At 73.9% G+C, this 23,929-nt stretch carries 18 protein-coding genes; 11 read left to right on the top strand and 7 right to left on the bottom strand.

Annotated elements, in window-relative coordinates; all coding sequences use genetic code 11:
* Position 1: 1 nt before the first annotated feature.
* The 6 genes from ACFXMG_RS11925 to ACFXMG_RS11900 all read left to right on the top strand — a co-directional run bounded on the left by ACFXMG_RS11925 (position 2) and on the right by ACFXMG_RS11900 (position 5,331).
* Entirely contained in the window at positions 2–976 is a 975-nt protein-coding gene (locus tag ACFXMG_RS11925) for a ferritin-like domain-containing protein (protein ID WP_383818790.1), read from the top strand.
* On the top strand, positions 966–1,316 hold the full coding sequence (locus tag ACFXMG_RS11920) for a holo-ACP synthase (RefSeq protein ID WP_383818792.1): 351 nt from the start codon (positions 966–968) through the stop codon (positions 1,314–1,316). Before ACFXMG_RS11925 ends, ACFXMG_RS11920 begins: the two co-directional genes overlap by 11 nt.
* Entirely contained in the window at positions 1,313–1,771 is a 459-nt protein-coding gene (locus ACFXMG_RS11915) for an acyl-CoA thioesterase (protein ID WP_383818793.1), read from the top strand. The genes ACFXMG_RS11920 and ACFXMG_RS11915 overlap by 4 nt, the downstream gene beginning before the upstream one ends.
* Entirely contained in the window at positions 1,768–3,279 is a 1,512-nt protein-coding gene (locus ACFXMG_RS11910) for an AMP-binding protein (protein WP_383818795.1), read from the top strand. Before ACFXMG_RS11915 ends, ACFXMG_RS11910 begins: the two co-directional genes overlap by 4 nt.
* A complete protein-coding gene (locus tag ACFXMG_RS11905; protein ID WP_383818796.1) occupies positions 3,276–4,193 on the top strand; it encodes a hypothetical protein in 918 nt (305 codons plus the stop codon). Before ACFXMG_RS11910 ends, ACFXMG_RS11905 begins: the two co-directional genes overlap by 4 nt.
* A gap of 175 nt (positions 4,194–4,368) precedes the next feature.
* A complete protein-coding gene (locus ACFXMG_RS11900) occupies positions 4,369–5,331 on the top strand; it encodes a patatin family protein (RefSeq protein ID WP_383818797.1) in 963 nt (320 codons plus the stop codon).
* Between the two features lie 346 nt (positions 5,332–5,677).
* Here the strand turns inward: ACFXMG_RS11900 and ACFXMG_RS11895 are convergent, their stop codons facing one another.
* Positions 5,678–6,373, bottom strand: a complete 696-nt coding sequence (locus tag ACFXMG_RS11895; RefSeq protein WP_383818799.1) for a sigma-70 family RNA polymerase sigma factor — start codon at positions 6,371–6,373, stop codon at positions 5,678–5,680.
* A 158-nt stretch (positions 6,374–6,531) separates the two neighbouring features.
* A complete protein-coding gene (locus tag ACFXMG_RS11890; protein ID WP_383818801.1) occupies positions 6,532–7,167 on the bottom strand; it encodes a hypothetical protein in 636 nt (211 codons plus the stop codon).
* 242 nt (positions 7,168–7,409) lie between these two features.
* On the opposite strand from ACFXMG_RS11890, the gene ACFXMG_RS11885 reads away from it, so the two are divergent.
* Positions 7,410–8,633 (top strand): MFS transporter, encoded by a 1,224-nt coding sequence (locus ACFXMG_RS11885; protein WP_383818802.1) that lies wholly within the window; start codon positions 7,410–7,412, stop codon positions 8,631–8,633.
* Positions 8,630–9,730 (top strand): sugar ABC transporter permease, encoded by a 1,101-nt coding sequence (locus ACFXMG_RS11880; RefSeq protein WP_383818803.1) that lies wholly within the window; start codon positions 8,630–8,632, stop codon positions 9,728–9,730. Before ACFXMG_RS11885 ends, ACFXMG_RS11880 begins: the two co-directional genes overlap by 4 nt.
* On the opposite strand, the gene ACFXMG_RS11875 is transcribed toward ACFXMG_RS11880, so the two are convergent.
* Complete coding sequence (locus tag ACFXMG_RS11875; RefSeq protein ID WP_383818805.1) at positions 9,717–10,913, bottom strand: acyl-CoA dehydrogenase family protein; 1,197 nt, start codon at positions 10,911–10,913, stop codon at positions 9,717–9,719. The genes ACFXMG_RS11880 and ACFXMG_RS11875 overlap by 14 nt on opposite strands.
* A 150-nt stretch (positions 10,914–11,063) precedes the next feature.
* Between ACFXMG_RS11875 and ACFXMG_RS11870 the strand changes: the two genes are divergently transcribed.
* Both ACFXMG_RS11870 and ACFXMG_RS11865 read left to right on the top strand, forming a co-directional pair.
* Positions 11,064–12,869 carry a CoA transferase gene (locus tag ACFXMG_RS11870; protein WP_383818807.1) on the top strand — a complete coding sequence of 602 codons (1,806 nt, stop codon included), beginning with the start codon at positions 11,064–11,066 and terminating at the stop codon, positions 12,867–12,869.
* Positions 12,866–14,521 (top strand): class I adenylate-forming enzyme family protein, encoded by a 1,656-nt coding sequence (locus tag ACFXMG_RS11865; RefSeq protein ID WP_383818809.1) that lies wholly within the window; start codon positions 12,866–12,868, stop codon positions 14,519–14,521. The genes ACFXMG_RS11870 and ACFXMG_RS11865 overlap by 4 nt, the downstream gene beginning before the upstream one ends.
* 65 nt (positions 14,522–14,586) lie before the next feature.
* Here the strand turns inward: ACFXMG_RS11865 and ACFXMG_RS11860 are convergent, their stop codons facing one another.
* The 3 genes from ACFXMG_RS11860 to ACFXMG_RS11850 are packed head-to-tail and all read right to left on the bottom strand — an operon-like array spanning position 14,587 to position 16,849.
* Positions 14,587–15,390, bottom strand: a complete 804-nt coding sequence (locus tag ACFXMG_RS11860) for a metal ABC transporter solute-binding protein, Zn/Mn family (protein ID WP_383818811.1) — start codon at positions 15,388–15,390, stop codon at positions 14,587–14,589.
* On the bottom strand, positions 15,339–16,217 hold the full coding sequence (locus tag ACFXMG_RS11855) for a metal ABC transporter permease (RefSeq protein WP_383818812.1): 879 nt from the start codon (positions 16,215–16,217) through the stop codon (positions 15,339–15,341). The genes ACFXMG_RS11860 and ACFXMG_RS11855 overlap by 52 nt, the downstream gene beginning before the upstream one ends.
* Positions 16,214–16,849 (bottom strand): ATP-binding cassette domain-containing protein, encoded by a 636-nt coding sequence (locus tag ACFXMG_RS11850; RefSeq protein ID WP_383818814.1) that lies wholly within the window; start codon positions 16,847–16,849, stop codon positions 16,214–16,216. The genes ACFXMG_RS11855 and ACFXMG_RS11850 overlap by 4 nt, the downstream gene beginning before the upstream one ends.
* A gap of 143 nt (positions 16,850–16,992) precedes the next feature.
* Here ACFXMG_RS11850 and ACFXMG_RS11845 point away from each other — a divergent pair, with 143 nt between their 5' ends.
* Positions 16,993–17,712, top strand: a complete 720-nt coding sequence (locus ACFXMG_RS11845; protein WP_383818816.1) for a DJ-1/PfpI family protein — start codon at positions 16,993–16,995, stop codon at positions 17,710–17,712.
* 46 nt (positions 17,713–17,758) lie between these two features.
* On the opposite strand, the gene ACFXMG_RS11840 is transcribed toward ACFXMG_RS11845, so the two are convergent.
* Entirely contained in the window at positions 17,759–23,899 is a 6,141-nt protein-coding gene (locus tag ACFXMG_RS11840; protein WP_383818817.1) for an RHS repeat-associated core domain-containing protein, read from the bottom strand.
* Positions 23,900–23,929: the final 30 nt, after the last annotated feature.

Here is a 23,929-nt window from a genome sequence, read left to right as displayed (position 1 = left end):
CGTGCTGATCATGACCGACATCGTCAAGGAGCTCCGCGCCGGAGCGACCATCAGCGATGTGCTGCGCTCCCAGCAGAGCTACCACGAGTACCGCCGCTGGTCGACCGACAAGCTCTTCGACGGCCGGCGGCTCGACCGGCCGGCCCCCGAGGACCGGGCGGCCCTGTGGCACGCGGCGCGCGCCGAGCTGACCACCCAGCCCGCCGGCATCCGCCTCGCCGTCGACGGCGTCAAGCTCGCCCAGGAGATCCGCGAGTCCAACCCCCTCGGCGCCGACGTCCTGCACATCGCCGCCGCCTGGTCGGCCCGCTACTGGCTGGAGGAGGAGGCCCACCACGAGGTCTCCTTCGGACGCCTCATGGAGATGGCCGGGGTCGACCCCATAGGCCACGACGAGGTCGTCGACCACCGGGGACCCTTCCCCACCGACAACTACGCCCGCGTCTGCGTCCTCCAGGCGTGCGTCGAGATCGAGGCGTGCGTCTCGTACGGCTTCGTCTCCCGCACCACCGAGGACCCGCTGGTCCGCGACGTCTTCCACACGGTCATGAAGGACGAGGTGCAGCACCGGCAGTACTTCGTGTCCTTCGCCAAGGCCCTCGTGGAGTCCGGGGTGTACCCCATCAAGGACGTCCTCTCGATGGCGTACACCTGGGTCCGTCCCGACGGCGGCGAGACCTACGGCTCCTCCCGCGAGGCCCAGACAGACCGGCAGGGCTACGTCAACTGGTGGGAGCACCTGCGCGGCGGCGAGGAGGAGTTCGGGCTCGGCGACGTCGCGCTGCACGAGGGCTCGGTGCATTCCAGGAAGCTCAGCAGTGTCTTCGCGCTGGTGCGCGAGGCCACCGGGATCGCCGTCACATCCTACGAGGACCTCAAGCGTGCCTACTTCGCCAGCCTTCGGACGAACGATGTCGACCGGATTCGATCTGCAGTCCGTCGAGGAGCTGAGAAGGAAGCCGCACTTGCTCGATAGCGGTGCGCTGTTCACCGCCGCCGAACGGGCGTACGTCCGGACCCGGCCCGACCCGTACGCCTCCCTCGCCGGCCTGTTCTCGGCGAAGGAGGCGTGCGTGAAGGCCCTGAGCTCCCTGGGCGGAGCACCGGACCACACCTTCCCCGACATCGAGGTGGTGCACGGCCCCGCGGGCCAACCCCGGATCCGGCCCCACGGCCGGCTCGCCGCGTGGGCCCGCGAGCGCCACCTCGCCGTCGAACTGTCGATCAGCCACACCGGCGGCCTCGCGGGCGCCGTCGTCGTACTCCTCTCCGCTCCTCCGGAGGGGCGAGAGGGAGAAGGGGAGGCCGCGTCATGACGAGCGACGGCACGGAAGGCCGCGCCGGGGACGACACCGCACCGCCCGCACTCGTGGAGCACCGGGCCGAAGTCGGCCTGCGCCCCAACGACTTCGACTGGGCCGGGCACCTGAACAACAGCGTCTACCCCCAGCTCATGGAGACCGGGCGCTGGGAGTGGGGACTCGCCAACAAGGTCGACCTGCGGGACAGCACCCTCGTCGCCGTGGTCCTCCAGCTCCAGCTCGACTACCTCAAGGCCGTCGACTGGGACCCGGTGGGCCGCCTCTTCGTACGCACCTCGCTCGCCGGGCAGACCGCGTACAGCTTCACCCTCGCCCAGGACATCGAACTCGCCGACGGGACCGTCGCGGCCCGCGGCCGGGTGCGCCTCGGGCTGGTCGACCGCGAGACCAAGGCCATCCACCGGGCCGACCTCGGAGCCCTGCTGGACACGCGGGGGCGGGCCGCATGACCGCGCGCACCCTGGGCCAGGCCGTCGCCGCGCAGGCCGGCCGCGCGGACGCGCACGTCGTCTTCGGAACGTCCGCCCGCCGGGAGACGCTCGGCTACCCCGAGTTCACCGAGCGGATCGCGGCGGCCGCGGGCGGCTTCGCCGAGCAGGGCGTACGCCCCTCGGACCGGGTGATGATCCGCGTCGACAGCACCCGCGAGGCGGTCGTCGCGCTCCTCGGCCTCGTCCACCTGGGGGCGGTGCCCGTCTCGGTGAAACCGAAGGTCCCCGGCGCCATCACCCGCCAGTACCTCGCCATGGTGGCCCGCCAGCAGGGCATCCGGCACACGTTCAGGATCCCCGGCCAGGGGCTGCGCGAACTGGACCTCGTCGCACGCCCGGGCGTCGTGCGCGAGCCGGCCGCCGCGGCTCCGGAGGACCTCGCGTTCGTCCAGTACACCAGCGGCTCCACCGGAATGCCCCGGCCGATCCCGCTCAGCCACCGCGCGCTGCTCGGCAACATCGAGGCCATCCGCGGCGTCTCCGGGATGAAGCACGGGCACGCCGGGCTCATCGCCCTGCCGCTCCACCACGACATGGGCCTGGTCGGCGTGCTGACCTCGCTCGTCCACGGCATCGACCTCGTCGTCGAGGACTCCGGCACGTTCCTGCGCCGCCCCATGGCGGCGCTCCAGCTCCTGCGGGACACGGAGAGCGTCCACAGCGCCCTGCCCGACTTCATGCTCCGCTACCTCGCGGCGCGGATCGGCGAGGCGGCCCGCCAGGGCACCCGCGACCCGGAGCTGTTCGGCGCCTGGCGCACCGTCTTCTGCGGGGCGGAGCCGATCCGCAGACGGACGGTCGACACCTTCCTGGACGCCGTCCGCCCCTGGGGCTTCGACCCGACCTCGCTGGTGTTCTGCTACGGCCTCGCCGAAGCGACCCTGATGGCCACCTCGCACCGCTACGTGGACGCCGCCACCAGCTTCTCGGCCGCCGGGGCCGTCGAAGCGGCCTGCCTCGGCGTACCCGTCCCCGGCCTCGACCTGCGGATCGCCGACGAGGTGGGGCGCCGCTGCCCGCCGGGCACGACCGGCGCCGTGCAACTGCGCGGCCCCACCCTCTTCGACGGCTACGACGGGGCCACCGACCACCGCACCACCTGGTTCGACACCGGCGACCTGGGACACGTGCGCTCCGGGCGGCTCTACCTGAGCGGCCGGCACGGCGACCGGATCTCCGTGAACGGCGTGAACGTCTTCGCCACCGACATCGAGCAGGTCGTGTCGACCCTGGACGCCGTCTCCGAGGTCGTCGTCCTGCCGCACGGCGAGTCCTTCGCCGTCCTCGTCGTGCCCCAGCGGGGACAGACCCTCGACACCGAGAGCGTCGCGGCCCAGGTCGCCCTCGACTTCGGCGTCGCGCCCCACTCCGTGATCGAGGTCCCGCGCAGCGCGATCACCCGTACGGCCAGCGGCAAACCGGCCCGCACCCACATGACGGAACAGTTCGAGAAGGGACTGCTATGACCCCCACCGGCACGGGCGGGCGCATCGGCATCGCCGTCGCCTCCGGAATGCTCAAGGGCGTGTTCGGACACGGCGTGCTCTCCGCCTTCGAGGAGCGCGGACTGCGCGCCGACGCGTACGGCACGGCCTCGTCCGCCGTGCTCTCCGGCGGTCTCGCCGCCGTGGGCGAGGCGCGCGCGACCGGCGTCGACTACTGGCACAAGGCCGCCGCCGGAGCCGCCGAGAAGGGCATGAGCCAGGTCGTCCTCGGCAGCATCGAGGAGTACGGCCCCACGCTGCGAGCCGGCCTCTTCCGCGCGGAGGCCCCCGAATTCCTCCTGGCCACCAGCAAGGTCACCACCCCCGAGGCGGCCGAGGTCACCCAGGGCCCGGGCGCGAAGGAGCTCGGCAGGCAGCTGCTGCGGAACATCTTCACCGGGGACCGCGCCTGGGTCGAGGAGAACCTGGCGACCGTGGTCTTCTCCTCGCACGCCGACGCCCCGGGCGGCCGCCCGCCGCTGACGCCGGAGAACTTCGACGCCGTGTCGTACGCCTCCACCCGCATGCTGCACGCCTGGGCCGTCCCGGCCGAAGTCGCCGGCGAAGCGTACGTCGACGCCTCCTACACCTGCGCGTGCCCCGCGCGCGAGGTCGCGGCCACCGGCGTGACCGACCTGATCGTGATCGGCGCCGACCCCTTCCCGGTCTTCCGCGACATCTACGCCTCCGAGGAGATCGCCGACGGCTCCACCCTCGACGGGGCCACCGTCCACGTGATCAAGCCGGACGAGGACCTCAAGACCCTGGGCGTCGACTACGCGGCGGCCTCCCCCGAGGGCCTGACCAGTGCCTACGACCTCGGCCTCGCCGCGGGACACCGCTTCCTCGACGGCAACGCCCGCCTCCTCGGCCCCGCCGGGCAGCCGACACACTAGGACCGCACCGCCGCAAGACCCGGACGCCCGCCGCCACCCGTGCCGGCGGGCGTCCTCACGGAACCCGTGGATCCGTCCGCAGGCGCGGCGGTTCGGACCTACCGTTTCCCAGGGCGGCCCCGCGGCACGGAAGCGGGTGCCACCGTACGAGAAGAGAAGAACAGAGGCAGGACGCATGCGCCGAGACAACCCCGTCACCGAAGCCCGGCACGAGGTGCTGCGCGTCATCACCGAGCGCTCGCGCGACGGCAGCCGCCCCGGCGAACGCGGCGACGGCCTGCGCGTCGCCCTCGTCATCGAAGGCGGCGGCATGCGCGGAACCATCTCCGCCGGCATGGCCCTCGCCCTGCACGAGGCGGGCGTCGCCGACGCGTTCGACGCCGTCTACGGCGCCTCCGCCGGAGCGATCACCGGAGCCTGGTTCCTCAGCGGCACCCCGGAGCTGCTGACCGGCTGGGCCGAACCCGCCTACGCGAAGGCGATGATCCGCCCCGTCAACTTCTGGCGCGGACGCCCCGTCGTGGACGTCCACAACCTGGTCGAACACCTCTACTGCGAGGTGGCCCGCATGGACTTCGACCACGTCCTGGCCCACCCCGTCGAGTACCATCCGCTCGCCACCGACGCCCACACCGGCACCTCCACCGACCTGCGCCCCCTGCTGACGGGCCCGGTCGAACTCCGCCTCGCCCTCCGCGCCAGCGCCGCGCTGCCCTTCCTCGCGGGCCCGCCGGTCGAACTGGGCGGACGGCGCTTCTACGACGCCGGACTCGCCGAGTCCATCCCCTACCGCACGGCGCTCGCGCAGGGCGCGACCCACGTCCTGGTCCTCCGCTCCCGCACGGAGGCCACGACGGCGACACCGGCCGCCGAGGCCGCCGTACGCCCCTCGTACGGCGCCCGCCTCGTGGCGGCGACCGCCCTGCGCGGCTACCCCAAGGCCCTGCACGACACCTACTTCGACCGGCCCCGACGCCTCCTGGAGGACGACGCCTTCCTCGCGCGCCAGGACGCCACCGTGTTCTCCGTACGCCCCGCGCTCGACGCGCCGCGCGTCGGACGGCTCACCCGGGACGGCAAGAGCCTCCGCGCGGCCCTGGAAGCGGGCCGCGCGGCGGTCGGCCGCCTGCTGGAGTGACCAGTTCTGGAGTGACCAGCTAGTGATGTCCGTGGTGGGAGCCGCCAGGGGAGGGCGTCGGGCTCGTCGTCGCGGGTGACTCCGACGCGGGACCGATCGGCCCGACCGCCGCTCCCAGCGCGTACGACCCCATGAAGACCAGGGCCAGCAACAGGAGAAAGCCCCCGAGGACGACCGGCGGAGAACCGAGCCGTCCTCTGGCTCCCACGGTGGGCGGGGCTTTGCGTGGCTTGTCCATCGTTCGTCTCTCCAGGGCGCGCGGGACGGCTCCGGAGGGATCGGGCCGTGTCCCCGGAGAAGTCGGACGGCGGTGCGTTCCGGTTCCCGCGAGAGGGGAGGGGGGCGGTCAGGCGAGCGCCCGCGCCCGCGTGAACCGCCTGCGCACCGGTACGCCGCCACCCGGGGCAGGAGCCTGTGACGGTACGGGTTCCTCGGCGTCCTGCACCAGGGCGACCAGGGAGGTCCGGGCCCGCGCGACGCGCGAGCGGACCGTGCCGACGGGACAGCCGATGGCCTCGGCGGCCTCGGCGTAGGGCAGGCCCAGGAGCTGGGTGAGGACGAAGGCGTCCTTCCGTTCGGCCGGGAGGGCGGCCAGGAGCTCGGAGAGGGCGACCCCGTCCTCGAAGCCCGGAAGCCCCCGGGGCTGAGAGTGTTCGGCCTCCGCCTGCCAGTCGTCACGATCGGAAAGACGCGGCCGGGCGGCCGCGTGCCGCAGGCTGTCGACCACTGTCCGGCGGGCTATCGACAGCAGCCACGTGCGGGCCGAGGAACGCCCCTGGAACCGGGGCAGCGCGGCCAGCGCGCGGAGGAACACCTCCTGGGTGAGGTCGTCCGCCGCCTGGCGGTCGGCACTGAGATAGGTCACATAGCGCCGCACGTCGCGGTGCAGCGCACGGACGAAGAGGTCGGCCTTGGCCGGGTCGCCGTCCCGCGCGGCGAGCGCGAGCCGGGTCGTCGTCGCGTCGGTGTCGGCATCCGGTACGTACGCCGAGCGAGAAGGTTCCGTCCGTCGCTGAAGGAGGGTGTCGTGGGCAGGAGTCATCGCCACAAGTCCTTACGAGGCAAAGGGAATCCGGCCGGGCGCGCGGATGAGGTCGGCGCCGCGCCGGTGACTGGTACGGCCGGGCCGCGACCGGACGGAAGCGGCATGACCGATGCCCGAGCGACGGAACGGAGCCGTCGAGCTCGGGGAGCCGGCTGTCAGAGGACAGCGAGTGCCGGGGGAGGACCTCGGGAGATGACGGAATGCGCGAGGAGGAGCCGCCGAGGAGCGCGCTCGTCACCGGCCCGAACCGGCCGGAGACGAGGCCGGTTCCGTACGGCGGGGACCAAGGACGCGAGCAGCGGACACAGGGGGCGGAAGAGCCGCAGGGACGCGGCCCGCAGGAGACGGAACGCCGCCCGCTCGCCGTACGCCATCCACAGCCCGCTCAGCAGCGCGGCCAGGAGATGGGCCGAAAACATGCCGAAGGACGACGACATGTCTGTCATGTCGTGCCCTGTCGGGGCAGCTGCGGAGACCATGTCGCCGTGTCCCATGGCCGCGTGCGCCATGTGCGCGTGCGCCGCGTGCACGTCGTCCATCGGCATCGGCATCGCCGTGCTCGTCGTCTGTGGAGTCGTCGGCTGGGACCACGAGAAGACCGTGTGCAGCGTGCTCTGCACGACCACACTCGCCGAGATCACGGCCAGGAGCCCGCGCTCGCGGCTCGCGAGGACCCAGGTGGCCGCCACGGTGGCGGCGAAGGCGAGGGCGAGGGTCCAGACGGGCACGCCCCGCCCCGACATCAGGATGTGACCGGTGGCGGCGAGCAGCACACAGACGGCCGCGAACATCGCGGCCCGCACTCCTCGCGAACATCGGCCTGGTGTCATGGCGCGCCCATCCTTGCACCCCTCCCCGGAGGCATGAGGGCGGGTGCTGGCCGTCCCGCGGCAGCCCCTTCGACCTGTCGGGACATGAGTACGCGACTGTGACCCGTCCCACAAGAGCGCCTCGGGAACTTCCGGCACGGTCGCCACGACTCCTCCACAGCAACGGCGTTCGGCCCGGGCGCCCGACGGGGGAGGGGTGCGCGGTGACGAGCGCAGGTATGGCGGCGGAGGCACCCGCCGGTCCCGGAGAGAAGCCGGCCCGAGGGCTGACCGCGCTCCTGACGACGGCCATGGCCTTCTCGATGATGCAGCTCTTCCTGCTCGGAGCGCTGGGCCCCCGCCTCGTCGACCGGCTCGGGGTCTCGGAGACCGTACTGGGCCTGACCACCACCGTGGGCTTCGGCACGGCGGCCGTCCTCTCGCCCGCCGGGGGCCGGATCGTCGACCGCGTCGGCCCCCGCCGCGCCCTCGTGGCCCTGCTCGCCCTCTCGGCGGTGGCCCTGGGCCTCATCGGCGCCGCGCCCGGATCCGGCCTGCTCCTCGTGGCCGTCGCGCTCGGCGGCCTGCCCCAGGCGCTCGCCAACCCGGCGACGAACAAGGCGATCCTGGCGTCCGTCCCGCCACCGAGGCGGGGCGCGGTCACCGGCACCAAGCAGTCCGGTGTCCAACTGGGCGCCTTCGTCGCCGGGTTGCCCCTCGCCGCGGCCGCGAGCGCGATCGGCTGGCGGGGCGCGGTCTGGGTGGCCGCCGGTGCGGCGCTCCTCGCGGCCCTGTGGGCCTGGCGCGCGCTCCCGGCCGACGCGCCTCCGCCGCCGAAGGGGGCGGCGAGCGGTCTGGGGCCGTCCCGCCCCGGCGGTCCCGTGCGCTGGCTGGCCGCCTTCTCGCTCTTCCTCGGAGCGGGGATCGCCTCCGTCAACACCTACCTCGCCCTGTTCGGCGCCCAGCGCCTCGGCATGGGACCCACGGTGGCGGGCGCGCTGGTCGCCGTCCTCGGTGTCGCCGGGATCGCCGGGCGCGTCGGCTGGTCCCGGGCCGCCACCCCCGGCCGCGCCCCCTGGCTGCCGGGCCTGCTCGCGGGCGGAGCGGTGGGCGCGGCCGTGCTCCTGGCCGCCGCCGTCCGCGTCGACCCGCTGGTGTGGGTGGCCGCCGTGGCGGTCGGCGTGTTCGCCGTGTCCGGGAACGCCGTCTCCATGGTCCTCGTGATGCAGCGCTCCGCGCCCGGCCGGGCCGGTCAGGACTCCGCCCTGGTCGCCGCCGGCTTCTTCGCCGGATTCGCGGTCGGCCCGCCCCTGTTCGGTCTCCTCGCGGAGCGCGGGCGGTACGGTGAGGGCTGGGTCCTGGTCGCCGTGGAGTTCGCCGTCGCGGGGGCCGTCGCGCTCGCCTGGGCGGTACGGGACCGCCGTACGCGCGCGGAGGGACCCCGATGACCGCGCCGCCGGGCCCGGGCTGGGCCGAGGAAGCCCTCGGCCTCGTGCTCCGCCGCGCGGGGGAGACCTCGGAGCGGGTGGGCGACCGCTTCCCCCTGTACGCCGATCCCGCCGACGGCCGCTGGACGACCACAGGGCGCGGATCGTGGACGGGCGGCTTCTGGGCGGGGCTTCTGTGGCTCCGGGCCGCTCACACCGGTTGCCACACTGATCGAGAGGCGGCTGCCGCCGTCACCGCCCGGCTCGCCCCGTGGGCCGAAGCGGACACCGCGACCCGCGGCCTGATCCTCTGGTACGGCACGGCTCTGACCGCCGACGACGCGGCGGCGCAAGCCCTGCGGGAGCGCGCGGCGAAGGCCGCCACCGGCGCCTTCGATCCGGAACGGGGCCTCGTCCCGTGGGGCGCGGCCCTCGGCGGCGCACGGCTGCGGGCGCGTACGGACGGCGTCCCCGGCCTCGTACGGCTCCTGGCCTCGGCCGGACCCGAAGGGCAGGCGGCGGCCGCCGCGCACCTCCACCGCCACCTCGACCTGTGCCTGCCCCAGGGCGGCGCCACCGGGCGGCCCCGCCCGGCATGGCGCTGGGACGACACGCACGGCTGGACGCCCGAAGCCGATCCCGCACCCGGCTGGACCCGGGGAGAGGCATGGCTCCTCCTCGCCGTGGCGGACGCCCTGCTCCTCGCGGAGCCCGCGTCCCGGCCCACCGACCGGCTGATCCGAACGGTCGAACTCCTGCTGGATAAATGCGCGTTGCTCGACGGTCCCCTGGTCCCGCCGGCGGAGGCCCATCACGCCGACGGCCCGCTCGACACCTCCGCCGCCGCGATCACGGCAGGCGCCCTCCTGAAGCTCGCGCGCGTCCCCGGAGCCGCGTGGGCCACGGCGTGCGCGTCCCGCGCGGAGGCCGTCCTGCACCGGCTGGCGCACGCCCACCTCACCCGCCCGGGCGGCCCGCGCCCGGCCGGCATGCTGCTCGACGGCTGCTACGACCCGCACAGCGGCACGGCCGTCCGCCACGAACTCGTCTGGGGCGACTTCTTCCTGGCCCTCGGCCTGGCGGCACTCCTCGGCCGCGCCGACCTCACACGGGTGTGACGGCCGAGCCCTGACGGCTCCGCAGGACGCGCCGGGCGACGGAGGAGACGTGCTGCTCGTCCGGCCCGTCGAGGATCCGGGCCGTCCGTCCCGTACGGAACAGCGCGGGCAGGGGCGTGTCCGGGCCGAGTCCGGCGGCGCCGAAGACCTGGACGGCCCGGTCCGCGACCTCTTGGAGCGTCCGGGCCGCCGCCGTCTTCGCCAGCCCGACCTCCACATGGGCGTCGCGTCCGTCCGCGACCAGCGCCATCGCCTCGTACACGAGCGGCCGTACCGTCCTGAGCGCCAACAGTGCCTCGAAGACGTGCTGTTGGACGAGCTGGCGGTCGGCGAGCGGTCCCCGTGCGCCCTGGCGTGCCGTCGCGCGGTCGCAGAGGAGGTCGTACGCCCGCTGGGCCTGGCCGATCCACCGCAACGCCCGCAGCGTCCGCCCCAGTTGGAGGCGCTCACCGGCGACGGCCAGGGCCTGCCCGGTGTCGCCGACGAGGTGATCCTCCTCGACCTCCACACCGTCGAACGCGATCTCGTACTGCCCGGTCGCGCCCAGGATCGGCAGCTCCCGTACGACGCGGAACCCGGGGGAGTCGGTCGGCACGAGGAGGAGGGATAGACCGGTGCGGTCTCCCGCCGATCCGCTCGTGCGGGCGAGCACCGTCACCAGGTCCGCGTCGCCCGCGTGCGACACGAACCACTTCCGGCCGGTGACGCGCCAGCCGCCGCCCGGCCGCTGCTCCGCGCGCGTCGCCGTGAGTGCGGGCTCGGTCCCGGGCGCGTCTGGTTCCGTCATCGCGTAACAGGTGCGCAGATCGCCGGAGACCAGGCGCGGCAGGTACTCCGCGCGCACCCGCGCCGATGCGTGCCGGGACAGCATGGTCACGTCGAGGAGGGACGCCGATCCCAGGGCCGCAGGACCGTGGTCACTGGCGCCCTCGGCCTCGGCGATCGCCGCGTACGCGCTCAAGGGTAGTCCGCCGCCGCCCAGTTCGGCCGGAAGGGGAAGGGCCCACAGGCCGGACTCCCGCGTCTCCGCGCGCAGGCGCTGGCGGAGCTCCCTGGCGGCCGGACCACCGGCGTCGAGTTCCGGCTCGGACGGGAAGACGCGGTCACGCACGAACCCGGAGACCTTCCTCCGCAGCAGGTCGAGAGCGGCTCGATCCTGCGCCGTTACGTCATGATCTGCCACTAGTTTCCTCCATCTCGGGAACTCGACAGAACACGCGTCCGACTGCCTGCCCGTGGAAGTGGTCGGCCGCACCGGCTCTCCAGTTCCCGTGACCGTGAAACGAAAGTCCCCGTGCGGCGGCCTGCGCCGCCGCGCCAGGAGAGGAGAGCCATGGCGTCACCAGCGACCGCGCGCACCACGCGTACCGCAGTCGGCCGTCCGCTCGACGCAGCCCGCCCCCTCGACGCCCTGCGGTGCGACCTCGGCGGCCCTACGGCCCTGACCCGCGTCGTCTCCGACCACCTGAGACGGCTCGGGGCGACGGTGCGAGACAGCGGCCCGGGGCAGATCGCGCTCGGCGGCGCCGGGTTCGCGCCCGTCGCGGCCCGGACCGCCTGGGGAGCGGCCGGCTCCGGGATCGAGGACGAGGCCACCGCCCAGGCTGTCACGGGCGTGATGGCCGTCCACGGCCGCCGCCACGGCACCCCGCGCGGCCTCGGCGTCGACTACCTGGCGACCGCCACCGGCATGCTCACCGTCCAGGGCCTGCTCGCCGGACTCGTCGGCCAGGTCCGGGGCGGCCTGCCGGCCCCCGTGCGCACGACGACGGCCGACCGGGCCGGGCTCCTCACCGTCTCCCAGTACCTCGCCGCCGCGGGCGCCGACGAGCCGGAAGCCGTCGAACCCGCCCCCGGGGGACCGCCGTTCACCTCCTCTGACGGCCTCCTGTTCGAGCTGGAGACGCTCGATCCGGGGGCCTGGGCGGAGTTCTGGCGCGCGCTGGAGGCTCCCGCCGACGCGACACGAGCGGGCTGGCGGCCCTTCCAGTTCCGGTACGCCACCGCCTGCGCGCCCTTCCCGGCCGAGCTGCACGAGGTGACCCGTCGGCACGCGTGGGCACGGATCCGGCAGGCCGCCGCGCTCTCCGGAGCCGAGGTGTGCCGGCTGCGTACGCTCGCCGAGCGCGCCGCCGAGGACGACGGCGCCGACCCGTGGACCCTACGCGCGCTCGGTCCGGGCCGCCCGGTGACCGCCGCGACCCCCGTAGCCGCAACGCTCGACCGACCGCTCGCGGGCCTGACCGTCCTGGAAGCGGGCCGTCGGATCCAAGCACCCCTCACCGCCCACCTGTTGGGCCTGCTCGGCGCCCGTGTGATCCGGATCGAGCCGCCGGGCGGCGACCCGCTCCGGGGCATGCCGCCCGCCTGTGACGGGATCTCCGCCCGCTGGCTCGCGCTCAACCGGGGCAAGGAAGCGGTGGAGATCGACATCAAGGCGCCGGGTGACCGCAGAGCACTCCGTGAACTGGTCGCCGACGCCGACGTGTTCGTCCACAACTGGGCCCCGGGCAAGGCCGCCGCACTCGAACTCGACGCCGAGCACCTCACCCCCGTCAACCCCTCCCTCGTCTACGCCTACACCGGCGGCTGGGCCGACCGGCTCGACGACGCCCCCATGGGCACCGACTTCATGGTGCAGGCCCGCACCGGTGTCGGGGAGGCCGTCCACCCCGCCGGCGAACCGCCCGTGCCGTCCCTCATGACGCTCCTCGACGTCCTGGGCGGTCTGCACGGCACCCAGGCCGTCCTCGCCGGCTTGCTTCTGCGCGAGCGCACGGGCCACGGCGTACGGGTCGACTCCTCGCTGCTCGGCGCGGCCGACACCCTCCTCGCCCCCGCCCTGCGAGAGGCCGCCTCCGGCGCGGACCCCCGGCGCCCCGCCGGATTCCGGCACCCGCTCCGTACCTCCGACGGCTGGATCGCCCCCAGCGACACCAGCGCGCCCGCGGCGGCGGCGTACGACCTCTCGGGCATGTGTACCGAGGACGCCCTGGACCAGCTGCGCGGCCACGGCCTGACGGCCACCGCCGTCACCACGGACCTGTCCGCCCTTCACCACGACCCGCGCCTGTCCGGCTCGATCGGCCGGGACGCGCACGGTGCCCCGGCCGTTCCCGACCCCTGGAGCCTCGCGTGACCGTCACCCTGACCGACCTGCTGCCCGCCGGACTCCGCCGCTCCTGGGTGGTCGACGGCACCTGCCCGGACCTCGACCTCTACAGCCTCTACCGGGCGAGACAGATCGCCGACCTGCACCGCACCGCCGTGATCGACGCCAAGGGCACGCTCTGCTACACGGCTCTCGACCGTAAGGTCCGATGTCTGGCCGAGGGCCTGCGCGGGCTCGGCATCGGTACCGGGGACGTCGTCGCCGTCCAGCTCCCCAACCACCGCAACGCCGTCATCGCCGACCTGGCCCTCGCCGCCCTGGGCGCCGTCGCCCTCCCCTTCCCCGTCGGGCGCGGCGCCGCGGAGGCCGAGAGCCTCCTGCGCCGCGCGGAGGCGGTGGCGGTCATCGCCGCGATCGAACACCGCGACCAGCACCACGCCGCCGACCTCCAGACCCTCGCCCCGGCGCTGCCCGCCCTGCGCCACGTGATCGCCGCCGGTCGTGGCACCGCACCCGAGGGAACGATTCCCCTCGCCCGGCTCCTGCGCGGAGACCCCACCGGCTTCGTCCCGGCCCGCCCCGATCCCGACAGCGCCGCGCGCATCCTCGTCTCCTCCGGGTCGGAGGCGGAGCCGAAGATGGTGGCGTATTCCCACAACGCGCTGGCCGGAGGGCGCGGCAACTTCCTCGCCTCCCTCATGCCCGACGGCACACCGCCCCGCTGTCTCTTCCTCGTCCCGCTCGGCTCGGCCTTCGGCTCGAACGGCACGGCCGTCACGCTCGCCCGGCACGGCGGCACCCTCGTCCTGCTCGACCACTTCACGCCCGAGGCCGCGCTCGCCGCCGTACGGGAGCACGAGCCCACCCACATCCTCGGCGTGCCCACCATGATCCGGATGATGCTGGAGGCCCTGGAGAAGACGGACGGCCCGCTGCCCACCCCCACCGCGCTCGTCCTGGGCGGCGCACCTCTCGACGAGGCCACCGCCTCGGCCGCGTCCGAGGCGTTCGGCTGCCCGGTCGTCAACCTCTACGGCTCGGCGGACGGCGTCAACTGTCATACGGGACTCGGTCATTCCGTGCCGCCCACCGACCGCTCGGGTGTCGTCGCGGGCCGTCCGGACCCCCGGGTCGCCGAGATCCGCATCGCCGACCCCGACACGCACGAACCCCTGCCCGACGGGCGGATCGGGGAGATCGTCTCGCGCGGGCCGATGACCCCCCTCCGCTACGTGGCCGCCCCGGAGCTCGACGCCCGCTACCGCACCCCGGACGGCTGGGTCCGGACCGGCGACCTCGGCTTCCTCGACGACGAGGGCGTCCTCCACGTGGTCGGGCGTCTCAAGGACGTCGTGATACGCGGCGGTGCCAACATCAGCCCCGCCGAGGTCGAGCGCGAACTCGTCGCGCACGCACAGGTGCGGGACGTCGCCTGCGTCGGCGTGCCGGACCCGCTGATGGGGGAGCGGCTCGCCGCCTGCCTGGTGGGCAGGGGCCCCGAGGTGCCGACGCTGACGGAGCTCGGCGAGTACCTGGCCGGGCGCGGGCTCGACCGGCACAAGCACCCCGAGCACCTGCTCGTCCTCCCCGAACTGCCGCTCACCGCCGCCGGAAAGCCCGATCGCGCCGCGCTGCGACGCCAGATCGTCGAGCGGGGGTCTGCCCTCGTCGAGGCGTGACGGCATGGGGGAGGGGAGGGACGCCCGCCGGCGTCCCTCCCCTCCCCCCGTACGTGGCCCAGGGCTCAGCCCATGGCCTTCTTCACCTCGGCCGCCGCCTTGCGGTACACGGCGAGGAGATCCAGGTCCTCGCCCGGGTAGTTGACGATCGCGATCTGCTCGGCGCCCGCGTCGGGCAGCACCGTGCCCGTCGACATGTGCGCGTTGTCGAGGACGAACGCGGGCTTCTTCGCCGAGAGTTCGGCGAGCTGGGCGGGGGTGACCGGCTCGGGGCCGTACGTGCCGACCGGCGTGGCACCCGCGAGAGCGGCCGCCCAGCCGGTGAAGACCTGGGTGACGACGGCCGGGCTCTTCCCGTCCGGCCAGGCGGACTTGAGCTCGCCGTTCAGCTTCGTGACCTCGGCGTCGAGACGGGTCTTCCACTGGGCGGCGGCGTCCTCGGTACCGAACAGGGCGCCCAGGCGCGCCACTTCGGCCCCGGCCTTCGCCGGGTCGTTGTCGAGGTTCACCTCGACGAGCTTCGCCTTCGAGCCCGCAGCCTCCTTGATCTTGGCGGCGTACGGCTCGAACGGCGCGTACAGCACGAAGTCGGCCTTCGCGACGGCCGCCAGGTCCGACGGCTTCGGGTCGTAGTCGGGGGCGTGGTGCACCGACTGGGGCACGATCACCGTGATGTCCTCGGCCCCGGCGGCCTTGGCGAAGGCGCCCTCCCAGGTGGTCGTCACGACCACCACCGGCTTGCCGTTCTTGGCGTCGGAGGTGCCGGAGGAGGCGGCCTCCTCGCCGCCGCACCCGGTGAGCAGCGGCAGGGCCGCGCTCAGTGCGACGAGGGGAGCGATACGGGGGTGACGGACGCGGGTGCGCGCCATGAGCTGGTTCTCCGTTCGGGAATGAGATGGACGGCGAGGACCACGACCCCCGCCGTCAGGACGAGGACCGGGCCCGGAGGCCAGTCCAGCCACAGGGCCAGGAGGAAACCCGTCGCGTTGACGGCGACGCCGATGCCGACCGCCCACAGGGTGATCGACCACAGCGAGTGGCCGAGGCGGCGGGCGGCCAGCGCCGGCAGCAGGGTCAGGGCGTCGACGAGCAGCGCACCGGTCAGCTTGATGGCACCGGCGACCGCGACGGCGACGAGGACGAGGAGCGCGGTGGTCAGGAGGCGTACGGGCACGCCCGAACACTGGGCGAGCTCACGGTCGTACAGCAGCAGGCCCACCTCGCGGCGCCGCCACCAGAACAGCGCGGGCACGATGACGGCGAGCGCGCCGAGCACCACGAGGTCGGCGGTGCCGACCGAGAGGATCGACCCCCAGAGCAGGGCGAAGGCGCCCGAGGCGTTGACACCGGAGACGGCGAGGAGGAGGAGCGCGGCGGCGATGGCCAGGCTCATCAGCAGGCCCATCGCCCCGGACAGTCCGGCCGGTGTCCGGGCGAGCGGGGCGACGCCCGCCCCCGACAGGGCGCAGGCCACGAGGGCGCACAGCATCGGATCGAGCCCGGTCAGCAGGCCGACGGCGATCCCGAGGAGCGCCACGTGCATCATCGCGAACCGCACCGGCATGATGTCGAGCCCGACGATGATCACTCCGATCACCGGCAGCCCGATGGCCGCCAGGAGCAGGGCCACCCCCGCCCGCTGCACGGGCACGAGCTGGAGCATGGCGCCGAGATCGGCGCCCGCGAGCGCGTTCACCGCACCTCCCGCAGCCGCCCGGCGGCCATCTCCAGGACCCGGTCGCACCGTTCCGCCAGCGCCCGGTCATGCGTCACGACCAGGAGCGTGACCGGCAAGGCGGTCAGCGCGTCGGCCGCCTCCTCCTGCCCCTCGAAATCGAGGGCCGCGGTCGGCTCGTCGGCGAGCAACACCTGCGCGCCCGCCGCCACACACCCGATCGCCCGCGCCAGATACATCCGCTGCAACTGCCCACCGGACAAGGTGTCCACCGGCCGTGCGACCAGGGAACCGACGCCGAGTCGTTCCGCGGCCTCGGCGGCCTCGCCCGCCGCCCCACTGCTCGCCAGGAGCTCGTCCCCGCGCAGCGGAAACCGTCCGGCGGCCGGCTTCTGCGGAATCCACGCACACGACCGCCGCCGCCACGCCCACTCGGCGGCGGAACGCGCTTCGCGCCCGCCGACCTCGATGGCGCCGCTCACGTGCCGGTGCAGCCCGAGGACCGCCCGCAGCAGCGTCGTCTTCCCGGACCCGTTCGTCCCGGTCAGCGCGATCCGCTCACCGGCGGCGATCTCCAGATCCACCCCCACCACGGCTTCGGTACGGCCGTGCCGACAGGCGACTCCGCGCATGCGTATGTCCAGTCCGCCCATCCTCTGCCCTTCCGCCGCCGCGCTGTGCCGTGCGCTGAAGGAGTCGTACGGGAACACCGCCGAGTTCCCGCACGGCGTCGGGAACCACGGACCACCCCCGCCCGACGACCTCTCCGTTCGCCCCCCCAGGGACAGGAGCCCCTATGAACCGCAGGCAGTTACTCCACGCCACCGCAGCCCTCGGCGCCACCGGCACCCTCGCGGGCACCATAGCGGCCCCGGCGTCCGCCACGGATGCGCCCCGCCCGCTCCGCGTCCACATCACCCTGTTCGACGGCGTCGAGGAACTCGACTTCGCCGCCCCGTACGAGGTCTTCTCCGCGTCCGGCTTCTTCACCCCGCGCCCGGTGGAGGTCCGCTACGTCTCGGCCACCGGAGCCCGCACGGTCACCGCCGCCTACGGCACGACCCTCCGCGGCATCCGCCCCTGGGCACCGGCTGAGGCGGACATCCTCGTCGTCCCGGGCGGCGGCTACGCCCGCCCCGGCAGCCCCGGCATCCGGGCCGAGATCGACCGCGGCACCCTGCCCCGCGCCCTCGCCTCCGCCGTCCGCCCCGGACTCACCCTCAGCGCCGTCTGCACCGGCGTCATGCTCCTCTCCGCCGCCGGCCTCACCCGAGGCCGCCCCTGCACCACCCACCACAAGGCCAGGCCCGACCTCCACCGGGAGGGCGGCCTGCTGAAGCCCGCCCGCGTCGTCGACGACGGCGACCTCGTCACCGCCGCGGGCGTCACCTCCGGCCTGGAACTCGCCCTCTGGCTGGCCCGCCGCGAACTGGGCCCGGACACCGCGACCAGCCTGGAGGCGATGCTGGAGTACGAGGCGCGCGGCACGGTCTGGACACTGACTCCGTCCCGCTGAACCGCCGCTCGCGGTCCTCCCTTCGCCGCGACGCGGCCCGCCGCCGTCAGCGGAAGCTCCAGCCGAACTCCACGCCCGCCGACACCCGTGGGCCTCCGATTCCCCAGGACATTCCGGTGCCGCCGGTGAGGGAGCCGTCGCGTGTCGCCATCGTGACGGAGCCGTCGAGGCCGACGCCGAGGCGGCCGGCGGTCGCGGAGATGTCCTTGCTGACGGTGAGGGTGCCCGGCTCGTCGATGCCGCTCTCGCTGCCCTTGACCATCTTCGCGACGCCGACGCCCGGGAGACCCCAGCCGACCGACCCCTTGACGGAGAAGCTCCCGCCCGGCCCTGAGGCGTCGTGGCCGGTGCAGTACTCGAACCCGAAGCCGACGATGAAGAGCGAGACGGAGAAGGACGTGCACTCCATCACGCTGCCCTTCATGTTCTTCAGGTCGGCCTCGCGCTGTTTGGCCGCATCGAGGGCGCGTCGCCGCTTCTCGGCCTCCTGGTCACGGGCGCGCATGGCGGCACAGCCCGCCTTCTCCTCGGAGCAGAGATCCATCCGCCCGAGGACGCCCGGCTTCCTGTCCAGGGGGCTGTCGCAGCGCAGCGGCCCGAGGCAGCGGTGACCGTCCCTCGACGACGGCGGCACGTTCTCGATCCTCAGGGGCGGGCGCGTCAGGCCGGTGACGATGCAGCGGGCACCGCCGGGCGAGTCGACCAGCGCGCAGTTGGACAGGCCGGTCTTGTCGTTGAAGCTGGCCGGGTTGTTGTTCGCGTAGGAGAAGCCGTTCAGGGACTGCGGGTCCTTCGGGTTGACCATCGGATCGACCGACAGGAACGTGCCGGTCCCGGGGTCGTAGTCGCGGGCGCCCAGGCGGGTCAGCCCGGTGACCGCGTCCTCGGTGCCGCCCACGAAGCCCCGGCGGCCCGGCAGCGCCCGCTGCCCGCTGTCCGGCCCGGCGGCGGCCTGCCGGGGGAGCCCGAAGGCGTCGAGCCTCCGCCGGGTCGGGGCGAGGATCACCGCGTCGACGGCGACGGTGCCCGTGCCGTGCAGGTCGTTGACCTGGTAGCTGAGACGGCTGCCGACCCGGACGGCGATCGTCCGGTCCTTGCCGTCCGAGTAGTAGCGGGTGCCGCGCAGCGGGCCGCCCGCCGTGTCGGCGCGCAGTTCGCCGATGGGCAGGTGGAGGGTGCGTCCGCCGGCGTCGCGGGTGACCAGCCGGACCCCGTCGGTGTCGTAGACGTACGACGTCGTCAGGCCGTCCTGCTCCACGCCGACCAGCCGGTCCTCCACGTCCCACGTCAGCGTCTGCGCCGTGCCGGAGGCGCCGGGCCTCTGGATGGTCGCTCCGGTGGGGCTGTACGCGTACGAGTCGGTCCGCTCCGCCACGCCCCCGGAACCCGCGACGGGAGACGCGGTCGCCGAAGGGCCGGTCGTGGTCACCGACCGGAGGGTGTGCGGCTGGGGCGAACCCGGCTCGGGGTAGTGGTAGGTCCGGACGGTGTCGGCCGTGCCGCCCAGACCGTGCCTGGTCTCGGTGCGCCGGTTGCCCGCCGGGTCGTAGCTGAGACCGACCCAGTACGGCGCCGGTCCGCCGACCGTCGCACCGGGCGCGCCCTGGCAGTCGTCGGTCGGCGTCCACGCCTCCTTCGTGCGCCTCAGGTGGTCGTGGACGAAGCACTGGGTGTCCACGCCGTCCGCCGAGTCGCTGCGGATCCGGGTCACGTTGCCGATCGCGTCGTATCCGTAGTTCGTCTCGTCGACCCTCAGCGAACCGTTCTCCCGCTCCGTCAGCGTGCTCTCGACCCTGCGGGTGCCGGGCTCGTAGTACGTGCTCTGCCACAGCGAGCCGCCCTCCGGGCCCTGCGACAGCCGGGCGGGCTCGGCGAACGCCGTGTAGTGCATGTCCTTGACGTACTGGCCCGCCGACGAGGTCAGCGTCTTGAGTAGACCGAGCGCGTCGTAGCGGTACACCAGCGTCTCCGCGGGCAGGTCGCCGACCTTCGGCAGGCGCTGCGTGGCCAGGCTCCCGTCCGGGTGGTAGCCGGTGACCGTCTCGTAGCTGCCCGGCAGCCCCGCCTCGCCCCCGGGCAGCGTCAGCACCGTGCCCGTCGTCCGGTTCCCGGCGTCGTACCCGGTCACGGCGGTGCGATAGGCACCGTCAGCGGTGTGGCGGACGGAGGAGGCGAGCAGGCCCTTGAGCGGACGTCCGCCCTCGTCCGGGACGGTGTCGTACGTCCACTCCGAGAGCAGCCGTCCGGTCTCCGAGCCCGCGCGGACGGCGGTCCGCCGGCCCAGCGGGTCGTAGGAGTGCACCGTCGTCTCGCCGCGCGCGTCGGTGCGCGTGCGGACCTGCCCGGCGGCGTCGAACGTCGTCAGCGTGGTGCCCTTGTCCGGGTCGCGCGCCTCGACGCGGTTCCCGGACAGGTCGTAGCCGTACCGCAGGACGTTCCCCGCGGCGTCGGTGACCGTCTCGACCTCGCCGCCCTTCGCGTACGTGTACGTCGTGGTGTCGTGCGCGCCGAGCGGCTCCACACCGTGGAACTGACGCAGCTCGGTGGTACGGCCCCTGGCGTCGGTGTACGTCGACGTGGTGGTGCCGCCCTCCGGCGGGACGACGTCCGTGTGGTCCCCGTGGTAGCGGGTGACGGTGCGCCACTCGTGGCCGGGGGTCTTGGCGACCGAGGCGATCACCCGCTCGGCGCCGTCGTACTCGGTGAGCACCTGGGACGGCACCGCGATCGGGTCGGCCTCCACCAGGTCGGGGCCGTGTTGCCCCGTCGTGTTGTACGGGTTGTTGGTGTGCACGGCCAGCCCGCGCGAGTCGTACTGGGTGTCGGTGACCACCCGGCCGCCTCCCCAGGCCGCCTTCTGCGTCTGACGCGGCCTGAGCAGCCCGTCGTACAGGTCGATCTGCGAGGTGTGGTCGCCGGAGCCGACGAGCTTCTCCGTGGTGACCGCGCTCGCCCCGTCCTTGCGCAGGAGGTACTGGAACCGCAGGTGGGGTTCCTCGGCGCCCTTGGCGCGCCCCGGTCTCCACACGCCGGTCAGCCGGCCCAGCGGGTCGTGCGCGAGATCGGTACGGCGGCCGTTGGCATCGGTCACGGTCTGCGGCTCGCCCCATTCGACCCGCAGGGCGGTGGTGGTCGTATGGCCCAGGGGGTTCGTGACGGTGGTGCTGTTCGCGGGCCCGGTCGCCGGGTCGTAGACGGTGGTGGTCCGCTGCCCGAGCGCGTCGGTGGTCTCCACCTCCCGGCCGTGCACGTCGTGCCGCGCCTGCTGCCGCACGGCGTACTCGGGGACGCCGTCGCGGTACGAGACGGCCCGCTCGGTCCTCGTCGGGTCACCGGCCGTGGGAGGGGCACCCCACGCGGCCCCGTCGTAGAACGTGCGCTCGTCCGACACGGCGTGCTCGGGGTAGCGGGCGGGCGTGCCGCAGGCGACGGCGACCGTCTCGGTGCGGCTCACCAGGGACAGCAGCCAGCTCGCCGAATCGCGGGCATAACTGGTGCGCACACAGCGGTCGTCGGCTGCCGTCGCCGAGTCCCCGAGGTCGTCGGTCTCGGAGGCCAGCCCGTGCTCGTCGTAGCGGGTGTGGAGTTCGGCGCGCCGCCACCGCCCCTCGTCGAGCGCCGTCTTGGTGACCACCCGGCCCGGCCGGACCATCGCCGCGATCTGCCCGCCACGGGCGGCCGTCTGCTTGCGCCAGGCGTCCGTGATGACGTCGGTGACCACCGGGCCTCCCGGTCCCCGGCGGGTGATCTCGCCGCGCAGGAAGCCCTGGAGACCGTCGGTGTCCTCGACCCGCCGTCCGTCCGTGTCGTCCAGCAGGACGGGCGGTTTGGTGCCCCCGGCGGGGTTGAGCCGGTCCCCGTGCATGCCCCGGAAGTAGCGGTACTCCTTCTCGGTCCGGACCACCTCCGGGTCCGTCGGGTCTCCCTTGCGCTCCAGCACCTTGCCGTAGCCGCGCCACTGCGACCACGTCCTGCGCTCCCGTGGGATCAGCTCGCTGTCGTTGTAGTGCCACGCGCCGCCGTCGAGATAGTCGTACGTGGTCACCTGGCTCGGCGCGTGGCCCACCGGGTCCGACTGCGCCACCTGCGCGACGACGTACTTGTGGAACCAGTCGTCCCGCGCCTGCCCCTGGTCGTGGGACCAGTGCACCGGGAAGCAGCGCAGCGTGTTGGTCTCGGCGGTGGGCAGGGCCGACGGACGGCAGTCCGGTGGCGCGTAGTTCAGACTCAGCACACCGCCGGCCTCGTTGTGCACCGCGAGGAGACGGAACTTGTTCAGCGGCGGAAGCCCGTCAGGACTGGAGTCGACCCGGTTCGCCAGCGCCGTTCCGTGGAACTCGACGGGCGGCGTGCTCACGCGCCCGCCGACCAGCCCCGTGCGGGTCACGTCGCTCAGCCACAGCGCCGGGCTGGTCTTGTCACCCGGAAGCGGGAAGATGTGGCGCAGCGACCAGGAGTCGACGTCGGAGTAGCCGGCGCCGCCGCGCACCTGGGTCGTCACCTTGGCCAGCCGCTTGGTGGTCCAGAACGTCGGCGCGTACTTCTCCGGGCAGGACGCGGCGGTGGCGGCGCAGTCCTGGTCCCAGGGCACGTCGGGGTAGCTCTGCGAGGTGTGCTGCGTACAGTCCGCCTGCGGCGCGCACCGGTCGGCCACCTCGAAGAGGACCCGGGCGGGGGCGGGACCGTCCACGCCCTCCCGGGTGCCGTACTCGACCCGCTCCAGCTGACCGCCCCGGACGTACTCGGCCTTCGCCTTGGCCATGTTCAGGCCGTAGGAGTTGGTCTCCTTGCGGTAGTGGTACGAGATCGTGTTGCCGTGGCGGTCGACGACGTGGTCGAGGTTCCAGCGCCACGCCCGGGGGCACCACGAGGTGGCGAACGTGCCGGTGTGGCACGGCTCGCCCGCGTCGTTGCCGAACACCGGGACCGTCCAGGTGGACTGGCGCTCCGGGCGGGACCCGAAGAAGTACTGGGTGCCGTCGGTGGTGGTCACCTTCCAGTGCTCGCCGAACCGGTCGTCGTTGGAGGCTCCGGTGAGCAGCTCGATCCTGGAACCGTCGTCGTCCCTGGGCCGCCACGCGCCCGACGCGTCGTGGACGAACTCGGTCGCGCGGCCGCCGTTCACCATCGACACGTGATGGTCACCGGCCCAGCACTGGTCACCGGTCTTCTTCCGCTCGTCGGTCGTGTCGTGGACACAGGACGCGAACGAGCGGGTGATGTAGCCGGGCCAGAGGTCCCAGCCCTCGCCGACCCACGACGGCTGGTTGTTGGTGGCGGCGACCCGGCCGTCGACCGCGCCGGTCGAGTAGCTCAGCGAGAGCGAGGGCTGGAGACCTCCGGGGACCGGCGGAACGCGCATCGGATGGTTCCACGTGAACGTCCCGCTGTTCGCCGACACCTGCCAACTGGAGGACGGCGACAGGGGAGTGGCCTTGTAGTCACCGGTCGCCCCCTCGGGAGTAGCCGCCAGAGCGAAGCGGGTGGAGGAGGCGGAGACGTCGAGCCGCGCCGAGACCCGGCCCGCGTCGAGGTCGTTGCGGGTGGCGACCGGCGTCAGCGTGCGGCACTCCGCGCGGTGCGGCGTCCGGGCCGCACAGGACGGCAGCGCCGCGAGCCGGAGCCGCGAGGCCCAGTCCCCGCCGTAGGCGTGCCGGAAGGCCGAGTAGTCCACCTCCACCGCCACCGGAGCGGCTCCGCTGCCGCCGCCCGTCGCGCGCAGGTCGAACAGCACGGCGGCCGGCAGTCCGGCGGAGGCCGCCGCCCCACGGGAGAGCACCGTGACGCCGACCCCGGCGGGCGAGGGCCCGTCGAACGCGGGATCGACCCCGCCGATCCACACCGGCGTCCCGCCCGCGCGCACGGGGGCGGGCGCACGGTCCGACACCCCGACCGGCAGCTCCACGTCGGCCACCTCGGCGTCCGGCCACGTCACCGTCGGTGTTCCCGTCACCTGGTCGGCGGCGGCCGGATCGGGTGCGATCGGCAGCACCTCCACCGGAGTGACCTCGACCGGCGCGTCATGCTGCACCGGACTGGGCGTACCCCGCCCGGCCCTGCCCGGCCCCGGCGGCGTCGCGTCCGCCGGCAGGGCGCCGAGCAGGGAGCTCAGCATCACGGCGGCCAGCACGGTCGCGCGGGCGCGGTGCCACGCCCACGGCCTGCGCGTCGGGACGGCCCGGTCCATCGCGGTTCTCCTTCCAGCGAACGATCAGCA

This window comes from Streptomyces sp. NPDC059201, assembly GCF_042754585.1.
Lineage (GTDB): Bacteria > Actinomycetota > Actinomycetes > Streptomycetales > Streptomycetaceae > Streptomyces.
The sequence above is the reverse complement of the archived record's forward strand: the minus strand, read 5'-3'. Positions and strand labels throughout refer to the sequence as shown.